Below are 20,460 nucleotides of genomic sequence, written 5' to 3'. Positions count from 1 at the left end.
CACACTGAGGCTGAGCTTCTGGCAGGTTAAAATGGGGAGAAATTTCTCATTTTAACTTGTACTAAATCTTGACATAGAACCATATAACTTAGCCAATGAAAAGTAGTGACCATTTATCGGACACTTACTGAAAATAAAAATTACATTATAAATACCAGGAGGCTTACATCATGGAACGAGTAGAAAAATTCTTAAAAGAAGCAGAAACATATTATTTAGCAACCGTAGAAGGCAACCAGCCAAGAGTCAGACCTTTTGGTACAGCCCACATTTTTGAGGGGAAACTTTATATTCAGACAGGTAAGGTGAAAGAGGTATCAAAACAGATTCATGCAAATCCAAAGGTAGAAATCTGTGCATTTAAAAATGGAGAGTGGCTCCGTGTAGCAGGAGAACTTGTGGAAGATGACAGAAGAGAAGCCAGACAGTCGATGCTTGATGCTTACCCATCATTACAGAAGATGTACTCAGCAGACGATGGAAACACAGAGGTATTTTATTTTAAAAATGCTACAGCAACATTTTCATCATTTACGCATGATCCGGAAGTAGTGAAGTTCTGATGACAAAGGACGAGTGGTACAGGCAGTTGTTCGAGAGACTGGACAATTCCAAATTTCGAAGCAGCTTTCATTTGAAGCAGAAAGACATAGATTACATAAACCAAAAGGGACTTGATACGATCAGACAACATGCAGAGGACTTTATTGCAAAGAGAGAAGCTCCCGCATTTATAGCAAATGATGGCAAACAGACTCCTATGAGGGGCCATCCGGTATTTATTGCCCAACATGCAACTGCAACATGCTGCAGAGAGTGTATCCGGAAGTGGCACAAAATGCAGCCGGGCAGGGAACTGAGTCAGGTGCAGCAGGATTATCTTGTAGATATAATTATGACATGGATTCAAAAAGAACTGGAAAGGCAGAAAAAGAAATTATGAAAATGCAGATATTTGTAGATGCAGATGCGTGTCCTGTAGTAGGCATTGTAGAAGAAATAGCAGAGAAATATAGTATTCCAACCACATTGCTGTGTGATACGAATCATGTATTATATTCAGACTATAGCGAAGTGATCGTAGTTGGTGCAGGAGCAGATGCTGTAGATTACAAGCTGATTAGCATTTGTCATAAAGGGGATGTCGTAGTATCTCAGGATTATGGTGTCGCTGCTATGGCACTTGGAAAAGAAGCGTATGCCATTCACCAATCCGGTAAGTGGTACACAAATGAAAATATTGACCAGATGCTTATGGAGCGGCATCTTAACAAGAAGGCAAGACGCAGCTCGCATAAGAATCATATGAAGGGACCAAGAAAGCGTACAGAGGAAGATGATGTACGCTTTGCTCAGTCTTTTGAAAAACTCATACAGATGGCAAAATCAAAAGAAGGTGCTCAGAGTGGGACTATTTAAGAAAAAGACAGTTATAAAGACTTATGATAAAGAAAATAAGAAGCCGGTAATTAAGGCAAGCATCTGTAACGGTGAGCAGGTTGCCGGTTTTAAGGACATCCATACAGGTAAGATCGAAGAGGTTATGCTGATTAAAAGTCAGGCGGATCTTGACTGGTTTAAAAAAATGTATGGAATAGATGGTGAGATAGAAAAGGAGTATTGATATGAGCATATTAGGAAACATACTTTGGTTTATTTGTGGTGGGTTGTTAAGTGGCCTGTCATGGATTGTGGCAGGATGCCTGTGGTGCATTTCTATCATAGGAATTCCAATAGGCTTGCAGTGTTTTAAGTTTGCAGGATTGGCCTTTTTCCCATTTGGGAAAGAGGTGGTATATGGCGGAGGCACGATCAGTTTCCTTGCAAATATCATATGGTTGATTGTATCAGGAATTCCTATGGCGGTTGGAAATGCATTGGTGGGTCTGATATGCTGTATAACCATCATCGGAATCCCTTTTGGAAAGCAGTTTTTCAAAATTGCAAAGTTATCCCTGATGCCATTTGGCGCAGAGGTAATCTGACCGGCAGGAGAGCATTTTTTTGTGAGTTTAAAAGAATAGGTAAGAAAGATGTGTGACATAACAAGGTTACAGATGGATGAGAAAGGAAAACACGATGAACATATATGATGAATTGGAAAATTTAAAAGTCAGGGCTCGCTCCAATCCGGAACTTGCGCAGGCGTTGTTAGCCACGCGGGAAATGAAAAATCCGGTTTCCGCATTCTGTCGTATTGCACAGGAGTATGGATGCACCTTTTCCGCTATGGATCTGGTCTCTGCCGGTGAGGATTCTTACGCAGCAATGCGTCGCTCCACGAATGGAGGCGGCGAGAATTCGCCGCTGTTGCAGGGAGAGGATGATCTGTACGAGATGTTTTTAATTGAATTGACGTAAAAGATTACTGCAGAATGGAGAAGACATGAAACCCAGAACACAAAAATCAATGGAATTATATAACACCCTCCTGAACCGTGGCTTTCCACAGGAGTTTTGTGAGCAGATTTCACTGAATCTGAACACAGACTGGACGGCACAGAGGATGCTTGGCTATTTGTCACATTACAGGAAACTTCCGATGGCGGAAATCGTGGACGAGATGCTGGCAATTCTAAGTGACCGGAACCGGATTATGCAGAAGCATGAATGGGAGAATACAAATGCGAAATGGAATGAATTTTTAAACCAGGGATTTCGAAAAGAGGATTGAAAAATAATATGAAAGAGGTTTTTTATGAGTTATTGGAAAAAATTTAAAAAGAAGTATATGGGGGATCGTGCGTTTTACCGCCATTATTTATTGCTGGCAGTGCCAATGATCCTGCAAAATGCCATCACGAATCTGGTCAGCTTTTTGGACAACATTATGGTGGGACAGCTGGGAACGGAACAGATGTCCGGTGTTGCAATCGTAAACCAGCTGATTTTTGTGTACAATCTGGCAATTTTTGGAGCGGTGTCGGCGGCAAGTATTTTTGGTGCGCAGTATTTTGGCAATGGGGATCACAGGGGACATATGCATTCGTTTCGTTTTAAGCTTTATGCGACGCTGCTTGTGTCAGGACTTACCATGTTGCTGCTGCTTACGAAGGGATCGGATCTGATTTCCCTGTATCTGACGGATACTGTGGGAAATGGAGCAACCGATGTGGCACTTCAATATGGAAAGCAGTATCTGGTGATTATGCTGGTGGGACTGGTTCCGTTTGCAGTGAACCAGGCATATGCCACTAATATAAAAGAAACGGGACAGACGCTCGTTCCGATGCTGGCAAGTTTTGTGGCGGTGGGAACCAATGCAGTGCTGGATTATCTGTTGATTTTTGGTGTGGGACCATTTCCGGAACTTGGGGTGACAGGGGCGGCACTTGCCACTGTGATTGCCCGGTATGTGGAAGCGGTTATTGTTGTCTTCTGGGCACATAGAAACCGGGAGAAGAACCGGTATCTGGAAGGGGCTTATCGCGGATTTGGAATCCCGGTGAGCGAACTGAAAACGATACTGATCAAAGGGCTTCCCCTGATGTTCAATGAGGTTTTATGGGCGGCGGGCATGACCACCGTGACCCAGTGCTATTCTGTGCGCGGACTTGATGTGGTGGCAGGGCTGAATATTGCCACGACGATTACCAATTTGTTTAACATTGTCTATATACAGTTGGGAGCGTGTATCAGTATTGTTGTGGGACAGTATTTGGGAGCCGGAGAACTGGAAAAGGCAAAAGACGCAGACAACAAGATGATTGTTTTCAGTGTCTTCTGCTGTGTGATTATGGCAGCAATCATGTTTCTCGTGGGGGGATTTTTCCCTGATATTTACAATACGACAGCGGAAATTAAGGATCTGGCTACAAAGTTTATCGCCGTTTCTGCGCTGATCATGCCGTTTTGTTCGTTTAGTCATGCGTCTTATTTTACGCTTCGTTCCGGTGGAAAAACGATGGTTACGTTTTTATTTGATTCGGTGTTTACCTGGGTGGTTGTTGTGCCGGTTGCATTTTTGCTGGCACACGGTACGGGACTTGGAATTGTAAGTGTTTATTTTCTGGTACAGGCCACGGAGCTGATCAAGGTCGTGATTGGATACTGCATGGTACGAAGCAACGTCTGGGTGGTAAAAATGGTATAAGTGATCAGGGATCAGAAACTCATGCTACGGCATTATTTATAAACAATTGTTAAATGTTTGAAAAATATTTGGAAAATGGACAACTTTTGTGAAAGAATCGGTTATAATAATTTCATCTGAAAATTTAACGAAAAATACATAGGAAGCGGATGGAATTATTATCATGGAACAGGAAAACAGAGTCAGAATGGAACGAATTGCAGCAGATCCACAGTCCGGGCTGTCTGCAGAGCAGGTAAAAAGAAGGTTTGCACAGGGAGAAAACAACTATAAAGTAGAGTCTTCCACGTTGTCGGTTTCGGAAATTGTGCGTTCAAATGTCTGCACATATTTTAATCTTGTATTTGCTGTGATTGCGGTTTTGCTTGCTATTGTGGGTGCATGGTCGGATATGCTGTTTCTTCCGATTATTGTGGCAAATACCTGTATTGGTATTATCCAGGAGGTACACTCCAAAAAGGTGCTGGATAAATTATCCATTCTGAATGCGCCGCATGCAGTTGTCATCCGTGACGGAAAGAGGCAGGAGATTCCGGCAGATCAGCTGGTGCTGGATGATATTGTGGAATTTTCGGCGGGAAGCCAGATTCCGGCGGATGCGAAAGTGGTATCCGGAGAGCTGCAGGTGAACGAATCCCTGATCACCGGAGAGTCGGATGAAATTGAAAAACGGGAGGGGGATTCCCTGCTTTCCGGAAGTTTTGTGGTATCCGGAAAGGCATGTGCACGTCTTGAGAAGGTCGGAAAAGATTCTTATATTTCAAAGCTGACCCTGCAGGCAACGAAAAGCAAAAAGGGAGAGCAGTCAGAAATGATCCGCTCCCTGAATTATCTGATCATGGTGATGGGAATTATTATCATCCCGATCGGGATTGCCCTGTTCGTGCAGTCGTTTATTTACAATGAGGGAACGTTTCATGACAGTATCACCGGTATGGTGGCGGCTATCATCGGAATGATTCCGGAGGGGCTGTATCTGCTGACAAGTGTGGCACTTGCGGTTAGTTCCGTGCGGCTGGCACAGAAGAAGGTATTGATCCACGATATGAAATGTATTGAGACGCTGGCGAGAGTCAATGTTCTTTGTGTGGATAAAACAGGCACGATCACCGAGCCGGGGATGCATGTCTATGATTTTTCTGTTCTGGATGGGGCAGATCAGCTGGAAATTTCCCAGCTGCTGGCAGATTTTGTGGCAGCGCAGGAAAAAGACAATGCGACGATGGAAGCACTCAAAGCGCATTTCTCAAACGGAAGTGGTATGCGGGCAAGGGAAGTGTATTCGTTTTCTTCGGAAACAAAGTATTCCGGAGCCGTGATGAACGATGGGAAATCTTATGTGATCGGAGCACCGGAATTTGTTCTGCGGGGGCAGTTTGCCCAGTATCAGGAACAGATTGCCACCTACAGCAGCAAAGGCTACCGTGTGCTTGTATTTGCGCAATATGAAGGGACGCTTGACCGGAAACCGCTGACAGAGCCGGTACTTCCGCTTTGTTTTGTGATGCTTGCCAATCCGATCCGCAAAGGGGCAAAGGAAACCTTTACTTATTTTGCGGAAAATGATGTTGATATCAAGGTGATTTCCGGTGACAATCCGCTGACGGTTTCCGTCATTGCGGCAGAGGCGGGGATTGTGGGTGCGGAGCGTTTTGTCGATGCATCGACTCTGAAAGAAAAAGAAGATTATTATCGCGCGGTGGAAGAGTATACGGTATTCGGCCGTGTGACCCCGAGCCAGAAGCGGATGCTGGTACAGGCACTGAAAGAACATAAAAAAACGGTTGCCATGACCGGAGATGGTGTAAATGATGTGCTGGCACTTAAAGATGCAGACTGCAGCGTGGCGATGGCCTCCGGCAGCGAAGCCGCTTCTAATGTGGCACAGCTGGTACTTTTAGATTCCGATTTTTCCAGAATGCCATCGGTGGTCGCAGAGGGACGCCGTGTGGTAAACAATATTGAGCGGACCGCCGCATTGTATATTGTAAAAAACATTTTCTCCATGCTGCTTGCCATTTTCTCTGTGATTCTGATGCTGGATTATCCACTGGAACCATCACAGGTATCGCTGATCAGTATGTTTACGATTGGTATTCCGTCGTTTGTTCTGGCACTGGAGCCGAATAAGGAGCTGATCCGCGGACATTTTCTGACCAACGTACTCGTGCGGGCACTTCCGGCAGGACTGACGGATTTTATCGTAGTAAGTGGTCTGGTGATTTTCTGCCGGGAATTTCAGGTAGATCTGGATTGTCTGTCTACATCATGTACCATTCTGGTTGCAATCGTTGGTTTTATGATTCTGCACCGCATTGCAAGACCGATGAATACCGGACATATTGTAATGCTGGTCGGTGTGATTGCAGGATGGATTCTTTGCATGCTGTTTGGCAGAAGCTTTTTCGGAATTACGGAAATTTCCAAACAGTGTGAAATGCTGATGGTAATTTTTGCAATTATTACGGAACCGGTTCTTCGGTATCTGAGTCTGATTGTTGAGTGGATTTCTGCGAGATGCCGCATGATCCATGCCCGTTTTTCAAGGGCGTAAAAGTGGGGCTGGTTCTTGCATGCATATAAGGAATCGTATATAATAAAAGACATACTAGTAGAAAAGCAGGTGTGGATGTGCAGAAGAGAATCAGGCAGATAGCCGCAGGAAAATTCGAATCGGATCAGCCTTCACTTTCTATTTCGGACGAGGAACTGTTTCTTACGGTTACAGAAGGACAGGAATATACCGGGGAATTTGAAATTACCAGTGAAAACCATATTCCGGTGAGGGGCATTGTCTACTCCACCCACCCAAGGATGGAGTGCCTGACTCCCCAGTTTGAAGGCGAAAATATACGGATTCGGTATCAGTTTCATAGTAAGGGTCTCGTTGAGGGGCAGGAGGAAAAGGGTGCGTTTGTGATTCTTTGCAATCAGAGTGTACACAGCCTTTCTTTTTGTGTATCCATATCCCGTTTATATGCGCAGACTGCCACAGGTGCGATTCGCAGTCTTTCGGATTTTACGGCACTTGCAAAGGAAAACTGGCAGGAAGCATATCAGCTCTTTTATCACAAGAGTTTTCCCAATATTCTAAAAGCAAAAGAGACAAAAGAAAAGATGTACTATCAGGGGATTCTTGCGGCAAAACCATCGTCGCAGAATCTGGAAGAATTTTTGGTGGCAGCCGGCAGAAAAGAACAGATCCATTTTACAATTTCTGAGACAGACTGCCGGTTTGATGCGCTTACCGAAAGCCAGCAGCAGAAGATCGAAATCAAAAAGAGCGAATGGGGATATTTGGAACTTGCCATCACCTCCGATGCCGCGTTTGTACAGCCGGCACAGACGCAGATTACTTCGGAGGATTTTCTGGGGAGTACGTTTGTCCTGAAATACATCGTGGACTATGACCGGATGCATGCCGGAAACAATTATGCCAAAATTACTTTTTCCTCGGTATATGAGACAAAGGTTCTGGAGATTTATGCGCACAAAGGGGAAAAACAAAAGTCCAAAGAACAAAAAGAACATGCCAAAATCAGGGAATGTCAGTCCGGGCTGGTAGAACTGTATGAGGCATTCCGCCTGAAAAAAATTGTGACAGGTGTGTGGGCAAATGAGTCGGTAGAACGTTTAAACCAGCTGCATGCCATGCTTCCGGATCAGGTGATGTATCCGCTGATGAAAGCACAGGCACTGGTGATCAATCACCAGAAACAGGAAGCGGAGTGGATTCTTGAGGAATTTAAACGGGAATGGCCCGATCACCATACACCGGAGTGGGGCTATTATCTTTATATTATGACACTTCTGGAACGGGAACCGGCATATGTGGACCGCATGACGCATGAGATTGAAATGATTTTTCATGAAAATCCGGATTCTGCTTTGTTATTCTGGGTTCTTTCGTTTCTGGAAGAGGAATATTACAACAACAGTGCGCACAAACTGCGTGCAATTGCGCACTGGGTGATGAGTGGCTGTGTTTCCCCGTACCTGTATCTGGAGGCATACGATCTGATCAGCCATGACCCGTATCTGCTCACAAAACTGGGAAGATTTGAAGTGCGGATTCTGCGCTGGGCAATCCGTCATCAGGTTCTGACAAAGGAACTGGCAGCACAGATTTTTGAAGTGGTGGAAATGAATCAGGGATTTCATCCGGTTCATTTTGAACTGATGCAGGCAGCTTACGGGACAGAGGAAAAACCGGAATATGTGGGACAGATCTGCAGTTACCTGATAAGAACCCAGCAGTTTGATACAAAATTTCACCACTGGTATGAAAAGGGAATCGAGCTTGAACTTCGGATTACTGGATTATATGAGGCTTATCTGATGTCACTGGATGAACGGGAGATTGCATCGGTTCCGAAAATTATCCGGATGTACTTTCAGTATGACAGTAATCTTCCCTATCGGAAGATGGCAATTCTTTACAACAATATCATTGCGTCAAAGGAAAGCGAACCGGAAATTTATGAACAGTATCGCCGGGTGATGAGCCGTTTTGCCATGGAACAGATCGAGCAGGAACATGTGGACGATAATCTGGCGGTGGTTTATGAGGACATGCTTGAACTGGGGCTGGTGAATGAAGAACTTGCAAAATGTCTTTCCAATATTCTGTTTGCGCATAAGCTGGTCATTATGCAGCCGCATATGGTCCGCGCGATTGTATACCAGAAGCAGATGAAAGATCCGCAGATCGTTCCGATTGTAAACGGATGTGCCTACGTGTCCCTTTTCTGCAGGGAATATGCCATTTTGTTTGAAGATGGGAAAGGTCAAAGATATATCCACAGTGTCCCGTACCGGCTGGATTCCCTGATGGATGCCGGATCGTATCTGGAGAAATGTACGGCACTGGCACCGGAGGAACTTCCGTATATTGTTTCCCATTTTGGGGAAAAGCCGGATCATCATATGTTTGATGCCAAAGAGGAAAAATTTTTCCGGAGAGTGCTGTTTGCACAGGAGCTGGATACGGAATACCAGTCGTATTTTTCCAGGGAGATTGTGCGTTATTATCAGAAAAAAGAGCAAAAACCCCTGGTGGAACAATATCTGGAACAGGCAGATTATGAGCAGATGCCGCAGGCGGTGCGTCAGTATATGATGGAATCCCTTGCGGACTGGCGGATGTATGACCGGTTGTATGAACAGATGCAGGAATATGGGCTGGATCAGATCGGATCATCGGCAAAGGTTGCAGTTGCCACCTATCTGCTGGATGCGATGGAAGAGAGGGAGCAGGACGAGGAACTGCTGCTTTTGTGTACAAGTGCGTTTTTAAACAAAAAATACAATGACAGGATTCTGCAGTATCTGAGTGATTTTTATTCCGGACCGGTTGAGACCATGCTTCGTTTATGGAGAGCGGCACAGGATTTTGAACTTCGGACAAGAGATCTGGAAGAACGGATTCTTGAGCAGATGCTGTATACGGATATGGATCTTATGCAGGCACTGGAGGTATTTGCGCATTATTATGAAAGCGGTGGGCAGGAACTGATTGTTCTTGCGGTCATTACGGTATTTGCGCAGAATTATTTTGTAAAAGAAGCCGCGCTGCCAAAACAAATCCTTGCCATAATACGGAGACGGTATCAGAGCGGAAAGAAACTAAATGATGCCTGTAAACTTGCCCTGCTCAAATCGTTTTCCGGGATGTCCTCTCTGCAGGAGGCACAGTATGAAGCCGCAGATGTGCTGCTGGCAGAGTTCACCGGAAGAAATATGAATTTTTCATTTTATAAAAGACTGGACCGGCGGCTGGTACAGAAATATCATTTGTATGACAAAATTTATGTGGAACACCGGACAAACCCCAAGAAACATGTCGTGCTGCACTACAGCCGGGATGAGGACGGGGAGCAGTTTCACGAAGTGGATATGCCGAATGTCTATGCCGGTATTTTTGTGGAAACATTTGTGGTATTTTTCGGGGAGGAGATCCAGTATTACATCACCGAAGAATATAAAAATAAGGTCGTCTCGACGGAAAGTAATCGTCTGACCTGTAACGATATCTATGCACAGAAAGATGAAAGCAGGTACAATCTGATCAACCAGATGCTGATTTCAGAGACTTTATCCGATGAAGTTTCCATGTTTCAGACGATGAAACAGTACGCAGGATATGATGAGGTGACGAAAAAAGTATTTAAGCTTTTGTAAGCAGGATGGGAGAAGAGATGGAAGCCAATACCTGTTATCTTGGCATCGAACTGAACGACTCGTATGCCATGGTAAGTTATATGCAACCGAATATGGAAGAACCGGAGACGGTCAGCACGATTGCCGGCAGTGAAAATTACCGGATTCCCACGCTGCTTGCCCGACGCAAAAATGTCGGCATGTGGTATTATGGGGAAGATGCCGGAAGGATGGCAAAAACCAGTGAGGTGATTTGTGTGGATTCCCTTCTTCGCCGTGCCGCTGCATCGGAAGTGATTACCATTGCAAAAGAGAGTTATGATGCAGTAGATCTGCTGGCACTGTTTATTAAAAAAGTGATTGAACTGCCGCAGAAACTGGGAAATACTTCGCATGTGACCGGAATTGTCCTGACGGTGGATCATCTGACGAAAGAGTTGATCGGCATTTTCCGGCATGTGGCAGAACTTTTAGGATTGTCGCAGGAAACATTTGCGGTGATTGATGACAAGGAGAGTTTCTATGCGTTTGCCATGAACCAGGAGAAATCTTTGTGGATGCACGATGTGTTTTTGTTTTCCTGCGGGAAGAATGCCGTCAGTTCCTATGACCTTTCGAGGGATATGCATACGAAGCCGCAGATGATCACAATTCACGCAACCGGGGCACAGGAACTGGGAGAGGAGAAAGATGAGGCGTTTGCAAGGCTTCTGACTAACTGTTTTGCAAACCGTTCGGTATCTTCGGTTTATCTGGTCGGGGACGGGTTTGACGGAGAATGGATGAAACAGTCACTGGCAGTTCTCTGCCGGGGACGGCGCGCGTTTCTGGGACAGAATCTTTTTTCCAAAGGGGCGTGCTATATGGCCCGCATCCGTGAAATGGGAGAAAACTGGCCATTCATTTACATGGGCGAAAACGAGATGAAATTTAATCTGAGTTTAAGTGTCGTGGAAAAAGAAAAAAAGAAGGTTTTAAATCTTGTCAGTGCCGGGAAAAACTGGTTTGAGATAAAAAATACATGTGAGGTGATCCTAAGCGGCACGCCGCAGGTGGAATTTTTAAAGCAGCTTCCAAGCAGCAGTACTCCCCAGATACAGACGGTGGAACTTGAGGATCTTCCGGTTCGTCCGGACCGCACGACAAGACTCCGGATTACGGCCAGTCCGGTGGCAAATGATAAGATTGAAGTGGAAATCCGGGATCTGGGATTTGGTGAATTTTTCCCGGCTACCGGCCGGGCATGGAAAAGTATCATAATGATGGGATAAACGTATGGGTGAATTATTACTTTGTCATGAAACAATTGCGGCTCTGCCCTATTATATAGAGGAAACCGGGATAAACATATATTCCATGGAAGAACTAAGCTATTATATTTCCGGAAATGTGTATCTTCTGGATCATTCCTTCATGTGCGAGAGTTTATGTACATGGGTGGAAAAACAGATGCATCGTGTCGAACTCGCACAAAAACTCAGGGAGAATATCCGCACGGAAGGAAAATTGTCCGATTTTGTTTTTGCCATATTGCAGGATACGGCATACTGTACCATGAAAGAAATGCAGGAGATCGTTTTTGCGGTCCGGCAGATGGAACAGAAGTCGGATTTTGAATGTGACAAGATCCGGGCAGACCAGCTGATGGAGAAGGAAAAATATCTGGCAGCTATTTACCGGTATAAACATCTGCTGGATGAAGCAGATACGAAAGAAACTAGTGAGGTTCTGCGGGGAAATATCTGGCATAACCTCGGAACGGCGTATGCACGTCTCTTTTTGTTTGAAGAGGCGGGGCGCTGCTTTGAGAAGGCATATGCATTGAATAAACAAAAGGAATCTCTCCGGGAGTGCCTGATGTGCTGCCGCTGCCGGCATGATGAGGAAGCGTTTGCGGAAATTGCAAAAAGATATCAGGTGGAGGAGAGAAATCAGCAGGAAATCAGAAATGAAATTTCCATCGCATGTAAGAGCGAAAAACTCGAACAGTTTGAATCCCATCTGGAAGAATTGGCGCAGCGGACCGGGGGTGCCCAAAAGGTGAAGGCAAGGAAAGAAGTAATGGATGTGATTGTTCAGTGGAAGAAAGAGTATCGAAGGAGCTGCAAGGTATAACATATGATTTTTTCAAATTTATTTCATAGAAAAAAGAATAAAGAAAGTGAGACAGGAAGTTTCTCACAATATGATCAGAGCGAGTATGCAAAGCTTGAGACAAAGAACATTGTAAAAGAATTGAATCTGTCGGACGCGGCGCAGGCAAAGAAATATGTAGTGGATTTGTGTAAGCAGATGATTCAGGCGTCTAAGGATATTGAAGACAGTAAATCGGAATATCAGCTGGTGACAAATTATCTGACAGATATTCAGATTCTCGAAGACCTGACGGACGCAGAGCGTAAACCGATTCTTGAGTGCGCCACACAGGTCGCAAAGCTGGAAAAGCAAAGAACCGATTTTCTGAAAACCAAACGCCGGCTGACAGATACGCAGTTTGCGCAGATGCAGGAGGAAGAAGAGAATCTTCCGGGAGTGATCCGCCGGCTGAAAGCCAATGAGGCAGATCTGGATGCGATCAAGAGAAATATGGCATATCTGGAAGGAAAAAAACTGGAATGGTCCATGCAGCGGTCAGATTCCGCAAAGGTACAGAAAGTAACCCGTACCGCAGCATGCTATCTGTTAGCTGTGTTTATTACGTTGTTTGCTTTTGTGGGAATACTTTCCTGGTATCTGAACAGGGATCTGCAGCTGGTTTTCACCATTATGGGATTTGCAGCTGTGGGAGCGGGCGCGTTTATTTTGATCCGTTATCAGGATTCTACAAGAGAGATCCGTCAGGCGGATGTCAACCGCAATCAGGCGATTACTTTGGAGAACCGGGTAAAGATCCGCTATGTCAATACGAAAAACGCGGTGGATTTCATCTGTGAAAAATATCATGTCCGCAATGCGAAAGAACTGGAATTTTTATATGGACAGTATCAGGAGGAAGCGCGGGAAAAGGAAACATTCCGTAAAACCAGTGATGATCTGGATTATTATACGCAGAATCTTCTGCAGTATCTGACACGGCTGCGGATGTATGATACCCGTGTATGGCTGACACATGCAAATGCGCTGGTCGACAGCCGGGAGATGGTAGAGCTGAAGCATGAACTGCTGACAAGGCGGCAGAAACTGCGGGCACGTATGGAGTACAGTGTGGGAAGTATCCATGAGATGAAGGGTGAGGCTCTCAAAAATATGAGCAAGCTCGGAAACAATGCTTATCAGCTGGAGCAGATCATCCGCAAGATTGAGGCGATGAATCCGGTATTTAAGTAAAAATAATAGTGATTTATTGCGTTTTTTTTTGAGATAGCCGCCCAGTGTGAAAGGGGCGGCTATCTTTTGTCCTATCGTGTAGTGTTTTGCATACAGTCAAAATTGGGATTGAAAGCATAGTAGTTTTTGCTGTCCAGTTCTTCCTGCAGCAGGCGAAGAGCCTCGCCAAAACGCTGGAAATGCACAATTTCACGCTCGCGCAAAAAGCGGATCGGATCAGCAACTTCCTGATCTTTTGCCAGACGCAGTATATTGTCATACGTTTTTCTTGCTTTTTGTTCTGGGGCGACTTCGTAAGAACAACATTACACAATATAATATGAAGATAAAACAAGCTATCCTACATAGTTCTAGTATTTTTAATAGAATAAACTTTAAAAAAGGGAGGAAGTGATTTATACTATAAAAAAATAACAAATGAGGATTTAGTAGATGGATAATTTATTTCAATTTTTGGATAAAATATTGCCTTTAATTTCAACATTATTAGGAGCTTATATTACATATTTTGTTACTGTTTCGAGTAAAAAAAGTGAATTAAAAGTAAATGCACAAACTAAGGCAAGAGATGAATATTGGATACCATGTTCTATTGCAATTTCAAATTTGCAGAAAAAAATAGTTGAATTAACAAAAAAAGAAAATTGTTATGTTACCTTTCAAGGTGAAAATAGTTGTGAGCAGGAACTTCAGGAATTACTGAAATATCTTCAAGCTGATAAAAGAATTTACTTTTATGAAAGGACAAGAAACATATTAACTTTATTAAACGAAAGTATAGAAATTTATGAGACAGCAGTAAATGATGATGTACGATCTATTTTAAATATCTTTCGCAAACAATATTATGCTATGATAAAGGAATTTTCAGTATATAAAAATAATAATTGTACTGATTGTGAAATAGCTATTAGAACAACTTTTCCTCAAGAGATAAAAGAAGGAATATTAACCCAAAAAGGTATAATATGGTTTGGACAGGTATATGATGTTGATTTTGTAAGAGGTGATTATTCAAATACATTTTCTACAGACATGACTTATGGTTCTGAGGATTTCTATTATGAGGTATGGTTGCAAATAAAAGAATATGGTAGACAACGAGAAGAATTTGGATTATCCCCAGAACAAGAACTAGGCTTAGATGTCCTTGATTATGAATTTGAAAATTTTAGGAAATTTACTAGTCCTTTAGTTGAATTTATAAAAGGCATAAATTATCAAAACAAATATACTGCAATTTTTGAAACATTATCTTTGTTACAAGATGAAATCTTTAAGAATATTGATGATGTAACAATTTTATAATTTTTAGGCGTTCAGAAATGAGCGTCTATTTTTTTACCCAAAATCGAAAGGAGAAAGAGAAAATATGAATAAGCTAGTAAAGCGATTGCTGACAGGAACGCTTGCTTTTGCAACCATTCTCACAGCATTACCAGTGACGGCGGTTCATGCTTCCGGCAATCAATACTGGACAGAATCAGCAGAACGTGTCGGCTACATTGAACACGTTATGAATGATGGTTCTATCAAATCTACATTCAATGAGGGACACATGAAAGTTGAGGGCGAAACTGCCTATTGTGTGGACATCAACACCAATTTCAAGAATGGATATAAAATACGTTCTGACGCAAGCACCCGTATGAGTAGCGATCAGATTGCGGACGTTGCTCTTTCCTTAGAGTACGTCAAGCAATATACCGCTTCTCATACCAACTTGAATTACAAACAGGGATACTTGCTGGAACAGTGTGTTGTCTGGCAGAGATTGAGCGAACAGCTTGGCTGGCAGTGTGACAACGTCAGAGCTTCTTATAATGAAATCTCACAGACAATACAAAATGAAGTGTACACTGGTGCGAAAGCATTTGTGAAAGAAAACAAAGGACGCTATGAATGTGGTGGTTATATCTACACTGGCGAAGGACAGGACATTGGACAGTTCTGGGCGAAGTTAAATGTGGGAAATGCAAAGGTTAAAAAGACTTCTTCCAATCCCACGGTCACAGATGGAAACGCCAACTATTCCTTTGAGGGTGCGACATTTGGTGTCTATTCTGATAAGGGCTGTAACAGCCAGCTTGCCACACTTACTGCCGATGGAAATGGCGATACCAGAGAAGTTGAGGTAAAAGCCGGAACAGTTTACATCAAAGAACTTTCTGCTCCAAAGGGTTACAAGCTGGATTCTACTGTCCATGCCTTAAATGTGGAAGTTGGAAAAACAGCGACATTAACTGTTGCTGACACTCCAAAGGTCACAGAAACTTTGATTGATTTATTCAAAATCGACATGGAAACAGGAAAATCCACTCCACAGGGAAATGCATCTTTAGAGAGTGCAGAGTTCACATGGAGCTATTATGACGGTTACTACAATGCAGACAATCTTCCTGCAAAGGCTACCCGTACATGGACAACTAAAACCGTTGCAGAAAAAGACCGTGACGGAACTATCCATTATGTATCCAGACTTGCCGACAGCTACAAAGTATCCGGCGACAGCTTCTATACACAGGACGGTAAGAATGTACTGCCACTTGGTACACTCACTGTCACAGAAACAAAAGCACCAAACGGCTACTTATTAGATGGTGCATATATGCAGGCTGACGGAAGTTCTGAACAGATTAAGGGGACGTACCTTACACAGATTTCCGAAGATGGCGAACTTGCCGTACTTTCTGGAAGTAACCAGTATTCTGTATCTGACAAGGTTATCCGTGGCGGTGTAAAAATCCAGAAACGTGACCTTGAAACAAAGGATACCAAAGCACAGGGAAGTGCGACCTTACAGTACACAGAATTTAATATCATTTCCTTAAATGACAGTCCTGTACTGGTAGAGGGAAAATTATACAACAAGAATGAAACTGTCAAGAAGATTCAGACAGGCATTGATGGAATTGCTTCTACTTCTGCTGACTTGCTTCCTTACGGAAATTACAGATTAGAAGAAAGTAAAGCACCAGAGGGCTACTTGGCAGACGGTGCAAAAGCAATCGACTTTTCTATCACGGAAGATGGAAAAATCGTGGACTTGACTGACAAATCTCACTCTGTCTACAACCAGATTAAGCGTGGCGATATTGAGGGTGTAAAAATCGGTGCAGGTACACACAAACGCCTTGCAGGTGTTCCATTCAGAATCACAAGCAAGACAACGGGAGAATCCCATATTGTAGTTACTGACAAAAACGGTCAGTTCTCCACTGCTTCAAGCTGGGCTTCCCACAAGGTCAATACCAATGCCGGAAAATCCAGTGAGGACGGTGTATGGTTTGGTACATCTGAACCAGACGACAGCAAAGGTGCATTACTTTATGATACTTATGTGATTGAGGAATTAAAGTGTGATTCCAACGCCGGATTTAAGCTGATTCCAGCTTTTGAAATAGTCGTATCCAGAAATAAAGTGACCATTGATTTAGGTACGCTTACCGATGAATACGAAAAAGAAATCACAATCCATACCACAGCTACCGACAAGAAAACAGGCGAAAAGATGATTGTTGCCGGAAAAGACATCAAGATCGTGGACGAAGTCACACTTGATGGATTGGAAACAGGCAGAAAATATAAACTTTCCGGCTGGCAGATGGTAAAGGAAGAAAATGCGGAACTTCTGATTGACGGGAAACGTGTAGACAGTAATTATACTTTCACTGCTGACAGTGAAAAAATGACGGTTGAGATTACTTACAGTTTTGACGGTTCAGCTCTTGACGGTCAGAACCTTGTTACTTTTGAGGAATTGTATGATATAAGCAATCCGAAAGAGCCTGTCAAGGTTGCCGAACATAAAGACATCAACGATGATGGACAGACTGTTCTTATCACAGAACGTATCATCAAAATCCATACGACCGCTACGGACAAGAACGGCAAGAAAGAAATCGAAGCCGGAAAAGATGTAACGATTGTGGATAAAGTCACATTAGATGGGCTGGAAGTTGGAACAAAATACAAACTTTCCGGCTGGCAGATGTTAAAAGAGGAAAATGCAGAACTTCTGATTGATGGAAAGAAAGTATCCAATGGTTATGAGTTTACAGCCGACAATGAAAAAATGACGGTTGAGATTGCATTTACCTTTGATGGTTCTTCTCTTGGTGGAAAGAGCCTTGTTACATTTGAGGAATTATACGATATGACCAATCCAGACGAACCAAAGAAAGTGACAGAACATAAGGACATCACAGACGATGGACAGACTGTGACAATCAAGGAAGTGCCGGAAGTCCCAGACACACCAAAGGATACTGACACGCCGGATACACCATCTACGGTTAAGACAAGTGACAGCCCAAAAACAGGCGACAATACCAATATCTATGCTTACCTTGCCATGCTTGGTCTTTCCTGCGTAGGGCTTGGCGGTATGCTTTATTTCAAACGCCGTAGAAAGAAATCGTAAGGCGGTAAGGTAGTGGTTGGTAGAGCGTTCAAGGTCGCCACCCTTTTTGCAACTTCACGCTCCCGTGAAGCACTTGGTTTACGGGAGCGTGAAGTCCACTAGGGGCGTGGGGAGTGTAGCTCCCCACAAAGTACAGCAGGAAAGAAAATAAAACAGAAAGAAAAGAGGTCAATCATTTATGGAATTAAGATTTGTCGTACCAAACATGGAAAAGACATTCGGAAACTTGGAGTTTGCCGGAGAAAATACTACGGAACAGCAGAGAATCAACGGGCGTATAGCTGTCATTAACAGAAGCTACAACCTGTATTCCGATGTACAGAGAGCCGATGATGTAGTTGTGACACTTCCTGCCAAAGCTGGCGAAAAACATTTTTCGCCGGAGCAGAAAGTAAAACTTATCAACCCACGAATCACTACCGATGGTTATAAAATCGGGGAACGTGGATTTGTCAATTACATCTTACTTGCAGACGATATGTTACCAGTAGAAAATAAATAAGGGGGTATTCAGATTATGAGATTAGCAAATGGAATCGTCATTGATAAAGAAAAGACATTCGGAGTGTTGAAGTTCTCCGCATTACGCCGTGAGGTTCATGTACAGAATGAAGATGGAACGGTCAGTGAAGAAATCAAGGAGCGTACTTACGATTTGAAGTGCAACACACAGGGACGCATGATACAGGTATCCGTTCCGGCGACTGTTCCGTTAAAGGACTATGACTACAACGCCGAAGTGGAACTTATCAATCCTGTTGCAGATACGGTAGCCAATGCAAATTACCGTGGTGCAGATGTGGACTGGTATGTAAAAGCAGACGATATTGTTTTGAAGAACAAAGGCACTCATGCCGGAAATCCACAGAACAATGCTCCACAGCAACCGCCGAAGAAATAAGAGGTGTTAGCGTATGACGTGGAAAAAGAAAGGTAACAGGATTCGTGCCAGTGACAAATCGCTGGTCTATCACTTCTGTATCGGTTGGCTGTTGCTCCTGTTCGTTGAGGTGTTCCTGCTACTGAATCTGCGACAGCTCCTTGTTATAGACTGGAAAGATTTTAACCTGCTCCATGCCGGAATTACTTGGACTGCCTACAATTCCATTACGGTTCTGATAGCGACTGGTGTTTGTGCATTGGTCGCTTTCCTCTACTACCGTTACGGATATGACCGTATCAAGCGGTTGCTACACAGACAAAAGCTGGCTCGCATGGTGCTGGAAAATAAATGGTATGAAGCGGAGAACACCAAAGACAGCGTTTTTTTCACTGACCTGCAAAGCAGATCAAGAGAAAAAATCGTGTGGTTTCCGAAAATTTATTACCAGATGGAAAATGGATTGCTCCATATCCTGTGTGAAATCACAATGGGAAAATATCAAGAACAGCTTCTGTCCTTAGAGGACAAATTGGAATCGGGGCTGTACTGTGAGCTGACTGATAAGACACTGCATGACGGCTATATCGAATACACCCTGCTCTATGATATGATAGCGAACCGTATTTCGATTGATGAAGTGATTGCCGAAAACGGCGGTCTGCGGTTAATGAAAAATCTGGTGTGGGAATATGATTCACTTCCCCATGCCCTTATCTGCGGTGGTACAGGTGGTGGAAAGACCTATTTTCTGCTGACCATCATTGAAGCATTGCTTAGAACCAATACGGATTTATACATTCTTGACCCGAAAAACGCTGACCTTGCAGACTTAGGAACCGTCATGGGAAATGTCTACCACACCAAAGACGATATGATTGAGTGCGTCAATGCCTTTTATGAGGGCATGGTCACACGCTCGGAGGAAATGAAACTGCACCCGAACTACCGCACAGGGGAAAACTATACCTATCTGGGGCTTGCTCCACAGTTCCTTATCTTTGATGAATATGTGGCGTTCTTGGAAATGCTCACGACAAAAGAAAGCACAGCCCTGTTAAGCCAGCTAAAGAAAATCGTCATGCTCGGCAGACAGGCTGGATACTTTCTGATTGTGGCTTGCCAGCGTCCAGACGCAAAGTATTTCGGGGACGGTATCAGAGATAACTTTAACTTCCGTGTGGGGCTTGGTCGCATGAGTGAACTCGGCTACGGTATGCTCTTTGGAAGTGATGTAAAAAAGCAGTTTTTCCAGAAGCGAATCAAAGGGCGTGGATACTGTGATGTGGGAACAAGCGTCATATCTGAATTTTACACTCCCCTTGTACCCAAAGGTTATGATTTCTTAGGTACGATTGGGGAACTTATACACATAAGGCAGGACGGACAGGTGGCGTGCGAAGCGAAAGCCACAGGTACGGACTAGCCTTGCTGGTGTGGCGGTAGCCACGCCAGCATATATCAAGCCCCTCGGTATCTAACAGAGGGGCACAAATCACAAGGAAACATACACAAAAGTTACCGATTCTTGGCTGAAATCAAGCGTTTGGTAGCTTTTTTTACTGCTGTGACATCGGA

Annotated in this window: 18 protein-coding genes and 1 pseudogene; 18 read left to right on the top strand and 1 reads right to left on the bottom strand. The window is 43.8% G+C overall.

The window, feature by feature from the left end; all coding sequences use genetic code 11:
* The first annotated feature begins 170 nt into the window (after positions 1-170).
* The 13 genes from M72_RS09020 to M72_RS08960 all read left to right on the top strand — a co-directional run bounded on the left by M72_RS09020 (position 171) and on the right by M72_RS08960 (position 13,579).
* Positions 171-563 (top strand): pyridoxamine 5'-phosphate oxidase family protein, encoded by a 393-nt coding sequence (locus M72_RS09020; RefSeq protein ID WP_055067942.1) that lies wholly within the window; start codon positions 171-173, stop codon positions 561-563.
* Positions 563-943 carry a DUF4186 domain-containing protein gene (locus M72_RS09015; RefSeq protein WP_055067941.1) on the top strand — a complete coding sequence of 127 codons (381 nt, stop codon included), beginning with the start codon at positions 563-565 and terminating at the stop codon, positions 941-943. The genes M72_RS09020 and M72_RS09015 overlap by 1 nt, the downstream gene beginning before the upstream one ends.
* 2 nt (positions 944-945) lie before the next feature.
* Positions 946-1,419 (top strand): YaiI/YqxD family protein, encoded by a 474-nt coding sequence (locus M72_RS09010; protein ID WP_055067970.1) that lies wholly within the window; start codon positions 946-948, stop codon positions 1,417-1,419.
* Positions 1,406-1,624 (top strand): hypothetical protein, encoded by a 219-nt coding sequence (locus M72_RS09005; RefSeq protein WP_055067940.1) that lies wholly within the window; start codon positions 1,406-1,408, stop codon positions 1,622-1,624. The genes M72_RS09010 and M72_RS09005 overlap by 14 nt, the downstream gene beginning before the upstream one ends.
* Position 1,625: 1 nt before the next feature.
* Positions 1,626-1,985: a YccF domain-containing protein gene (locus tag M72_RS09000; protein WP_055067939.1), complete on the top strand. Its 360-nt coding sequence runs from the start codon at positions 1,626-1,628 to the stop codon at positions 1,983-1,985.
* 76 nt (positions 1,986-2,061) lie between these two features.
* Entirely contained in the window at positions 2,062-2,361 is a 300-nt protein-coding gene (locus M72_RS08995) for a hypothetical protein (protein WP_261291808.1), read from the top strand.
* Between the two features lie 25 nt (positions 2,362-2,386).
* Positions 2,387-2,674, top strand: coding sequence for a hypothetical protein (locus tag M72_RS08990; protein WP_172679152.1), 288 nt, complete (start codon positions 2,387-2,389; stop codon positions 2,672-2,674).
* Positions 2,675-2,698: 24 nt separating this feature from the next.
* Positions 2,699-4,093, top strand: a complete 1,395-nt coding sequence (locus M72_RS08985; RefSeq protein ID WP_055067937.1) for an MATE family efflux transporter — start codon at positions 2,699-2,701, stop codon at positions 4,091-4,093.
* A 187-nt stretch (positions 4,094-4,280) separates the two neighbouring features.
* On the top strand, positions 4,281-6,647 hold the full coding sequence (locus tag M72_RS08980) for a cation-translocating P-type ATPase (RefSeq protein ID WP_261291807.1): 2,367 nt from the start codon (positions 4,281-4,283) through the stop codon (positions 6,645-6,647).
* A gap of 77 nt (positions 6,648-6,724) precedes the next feature.
* Positions 6,725-10,273, top strand: a complete 3,549-nt coding sequence (locus M72_RS08975) for a DUF5717 family protein (RefSeq protein WP_055067936.1) — start codon at positions 6,725-6,727, stop codon at positions 10,271-10,273.
* 5 nt (positions 10,274-10,278) lie between these two features.
* Positions 10,279-11,523 carry a DUF5716 family protein gene (locus M72_RS08970; RefSeq protein WP_055067935.1) on the top strand — a complete coding sequence of 415 codons (1,245 nt, stop codon included), beginning with the start codon at positions 10,279-10,281 and terminating at the stop codon, positions 11,521-11,523.
* A 4-nt stretch (positions 11,524-11,527) separates the two neighbouring features.
* Entirely contained in the window at positions 11,528-12,367 is an 840-nt protein-coding gene (locus M72_RS08965; RefSeq protein WP_055067934.1) for a hypothetical protein, read from the top strand.
* Between the two features lie 3 nt (positions 12,368-12,370).
* The gene (locus M72_RS08960; RefSeq protein ID WP_055067933.1) at positions 12,371-13,579 is read left to right on the top strand and encodes an AAA family ATPase; all 1,209 of its coding nucleotides are present in this window, start codon (positions 12,371-12,373) and stop codon (positions 13,577-13,579) included.
* Positions 13,580-13,650: 71 nt separating this feature from the next.
* Here the strand turns inward: M72_RS08960 and M72_RS18105 are convergent.
* Positions 13,651-13,872: pseudogene (locus M72_RS18105) on the bottom strand (manganese catalase family protein); the annotation flags it as partial.
* A 139-nt stretch (positions 13,873-14,011) separates the two neighbouring features.
* On the opposite strand from M72_RS18105, the gene M72_RS08955 reads away from it, so the two are divergent.
* The 5 genes from M72_RS08955 (at position 14,012) to M72_RS08935 (ending at position 20,308) form a co-directional block, all read left to right on the top strand.
* Positions 14,012-14,887 carry a hypothetical protein gene (locus M72_RS08955; protein WP_055067932.1) on the top strand — a complete coding sequence of 292 codons (876 nt, stop codon included), beginning with the start codon at positions 14,012-14,014 and terminating at the stop codon, positions 14,885-14,887.
* 64 nt (positions 14,888-14,951) lie between these two features.
* Entirely contained in the window at positions 14,952-18,002 is a 3,051-nt protein-coding gene (locus M72_RS08950) for a VaFE repeat-containing surface-anchored protein (protein WP_055067931.1), read from the top strand.
* A 178-nt stretch (positions 18,003-18,180) separates the two neighbouring features.
* Positions 18,181-18,504 carry a YdcP family protein gene (locus M72_RS08945; RefSeq protein WP_055060381.1) on the top strand — a complete coding sequence of 108 codons (324 nt, stop codon included), beginning with the start codon at positions 18,181-18,183 and terminating at the stop codon, positions 18,502-18,504.
* 15 nt (positions 18,505-18,519) lie between these two features.
* Complete coding sequence (locus tag M72_RS08940; RefSeq protein ID WP_005423181.1) at positions 18,520-18,903, top strand: YdcP family protein; 384 nt, start codon at positions 18,520-18,522, stop codon at positions 18,901-18,903.
* Between the two features lie 13 nt (positions 18,904-18,916).
* Complete coding sequence (locus M72_RS08935; protein WP_055067930.1) at positions 18,917-20,308, top strand: FtsK/SpoIIIE domain-containing protein; 1,392 nt, start codon at positions 18,917-18,919, stop codon at positions 20,306-20,308.
* Positions 20,309-20,460: the final 152 nt, after the last annotated feature.

The organism is Roseburia faecis (assembly GCF_001406815.1).
Classification (GTDB): domain Bacteria; phylum Bacillota; class Clostridia; order Lachnospirales; family Lachnospiraceae; genus Roseburia; species Roseburia faecis.
Note: the sequence above shows the minus strand (reverse complement) of the source record. Positions and strands in the feature narration are given on the sequence as shown.

Coding starts and splice junctions, on each gene's coding strand:
- M72_RS08980 (WP_261291807.1), top strand. CDS start 4,281: ATGGAACGAATTGCAGCAGATCCACAGTCCGGGCTGTCTGCAGAGCAG.
- M72_RS08985 (WP_055067937.1), top strand. CDS start 2,699: ATGAGTTATTGGAAAAAATTTAAAAAGAAGTATATGGGGGATCGTGCG.
- M72_RS08995 (WP_261291808.1), top strand. CDS start 2,062: ATGAGAAAGGAAAACACGATGAACATATATGATGAATTGGAAAATTTA.
- M72_RS09010 (WP_055067970.1), top strand. CDS start 946: ATGCAGATATTTGTAGATGCAGATGCGTGTCCTGTAGTAGGCATTGTA.
- M72_RS08955 (WP_055067932.1), top strand. CDS start 14,012: ATGGATAATTTATTTCAATTTTTGGATAAAATATTGCCTTTAATTTCA.
- M72_RS08990 (WP_172679152.1), top strand. CDS start 2,387: ATGAAACCCAGAACACAAAAATCAATGGAATTATATAACACCCTCCTG.
- M72_RS08940 (WP_005423181.1), top strand. CDS start 18,520: ATGAGATTAGCAAATGGAATCGTCATTGATAAAGAAAAGACATTCGGA.
- M72_RS08960 (WP_055067933.1), top strand. CDS start 12,371: ATGATTTTTTCAAATTTATTTCATAGAAAAAAGAATAAAGAAAGTGAG.
- M72_RS08945 (WP_055060381.1), top strand. CDS start 18,181: ATGGAATTAAGATTTGTCGTACCAAACATGGAAAAGACATTCGGAAAC.
- M72_RS09020 (WP_055067942.1), top strand. CDS start 171: ATGGAACGAGTAGAAAAATTCTTAAAAGAAGCAGAAACATATTATTTA.
- M72_RS08970 (WP_055067935.1), top strand. CDS start 10,279: ATGGGAGAAGAGATGGAAGCCAATACCTGTTATCTTGGCATCGAACTG.
- M72_RS08950 (WP_055067931.1), top strand. CDS start 14,952: ATGAATAAGCTAGTAAAGCGATTGCTGACAGGAACGCTTGCTTTTGCA.
- M72_RS08965 (WP_055067934.1), top strand. CDS start 11,528: ATGGGTGAATTATTACTTTGTCATGAAACAATTGCGGCTCTGCCCTAT.
- M72_RS08935 (WP_055067930.1), top strand. CDS start 18,917: ATGACGTGGAAAAAGAAAGGTAACAGGATTCGTGCCAGTGACAAATCG.
- M72_RS09015 (WP_055067941.1), top strand. CDS start 563: ATGACAAAGGACGAGTGGTACAGGCAGTTGTTCGAGAGACTGGACAAT.
- M72_RS09000 (WP_055067939.1), top strand. CDS start 1,626: ATGAGCATATTAGGAAACATACTTTGGTTTATTTGTGGTGGGTTGTTA.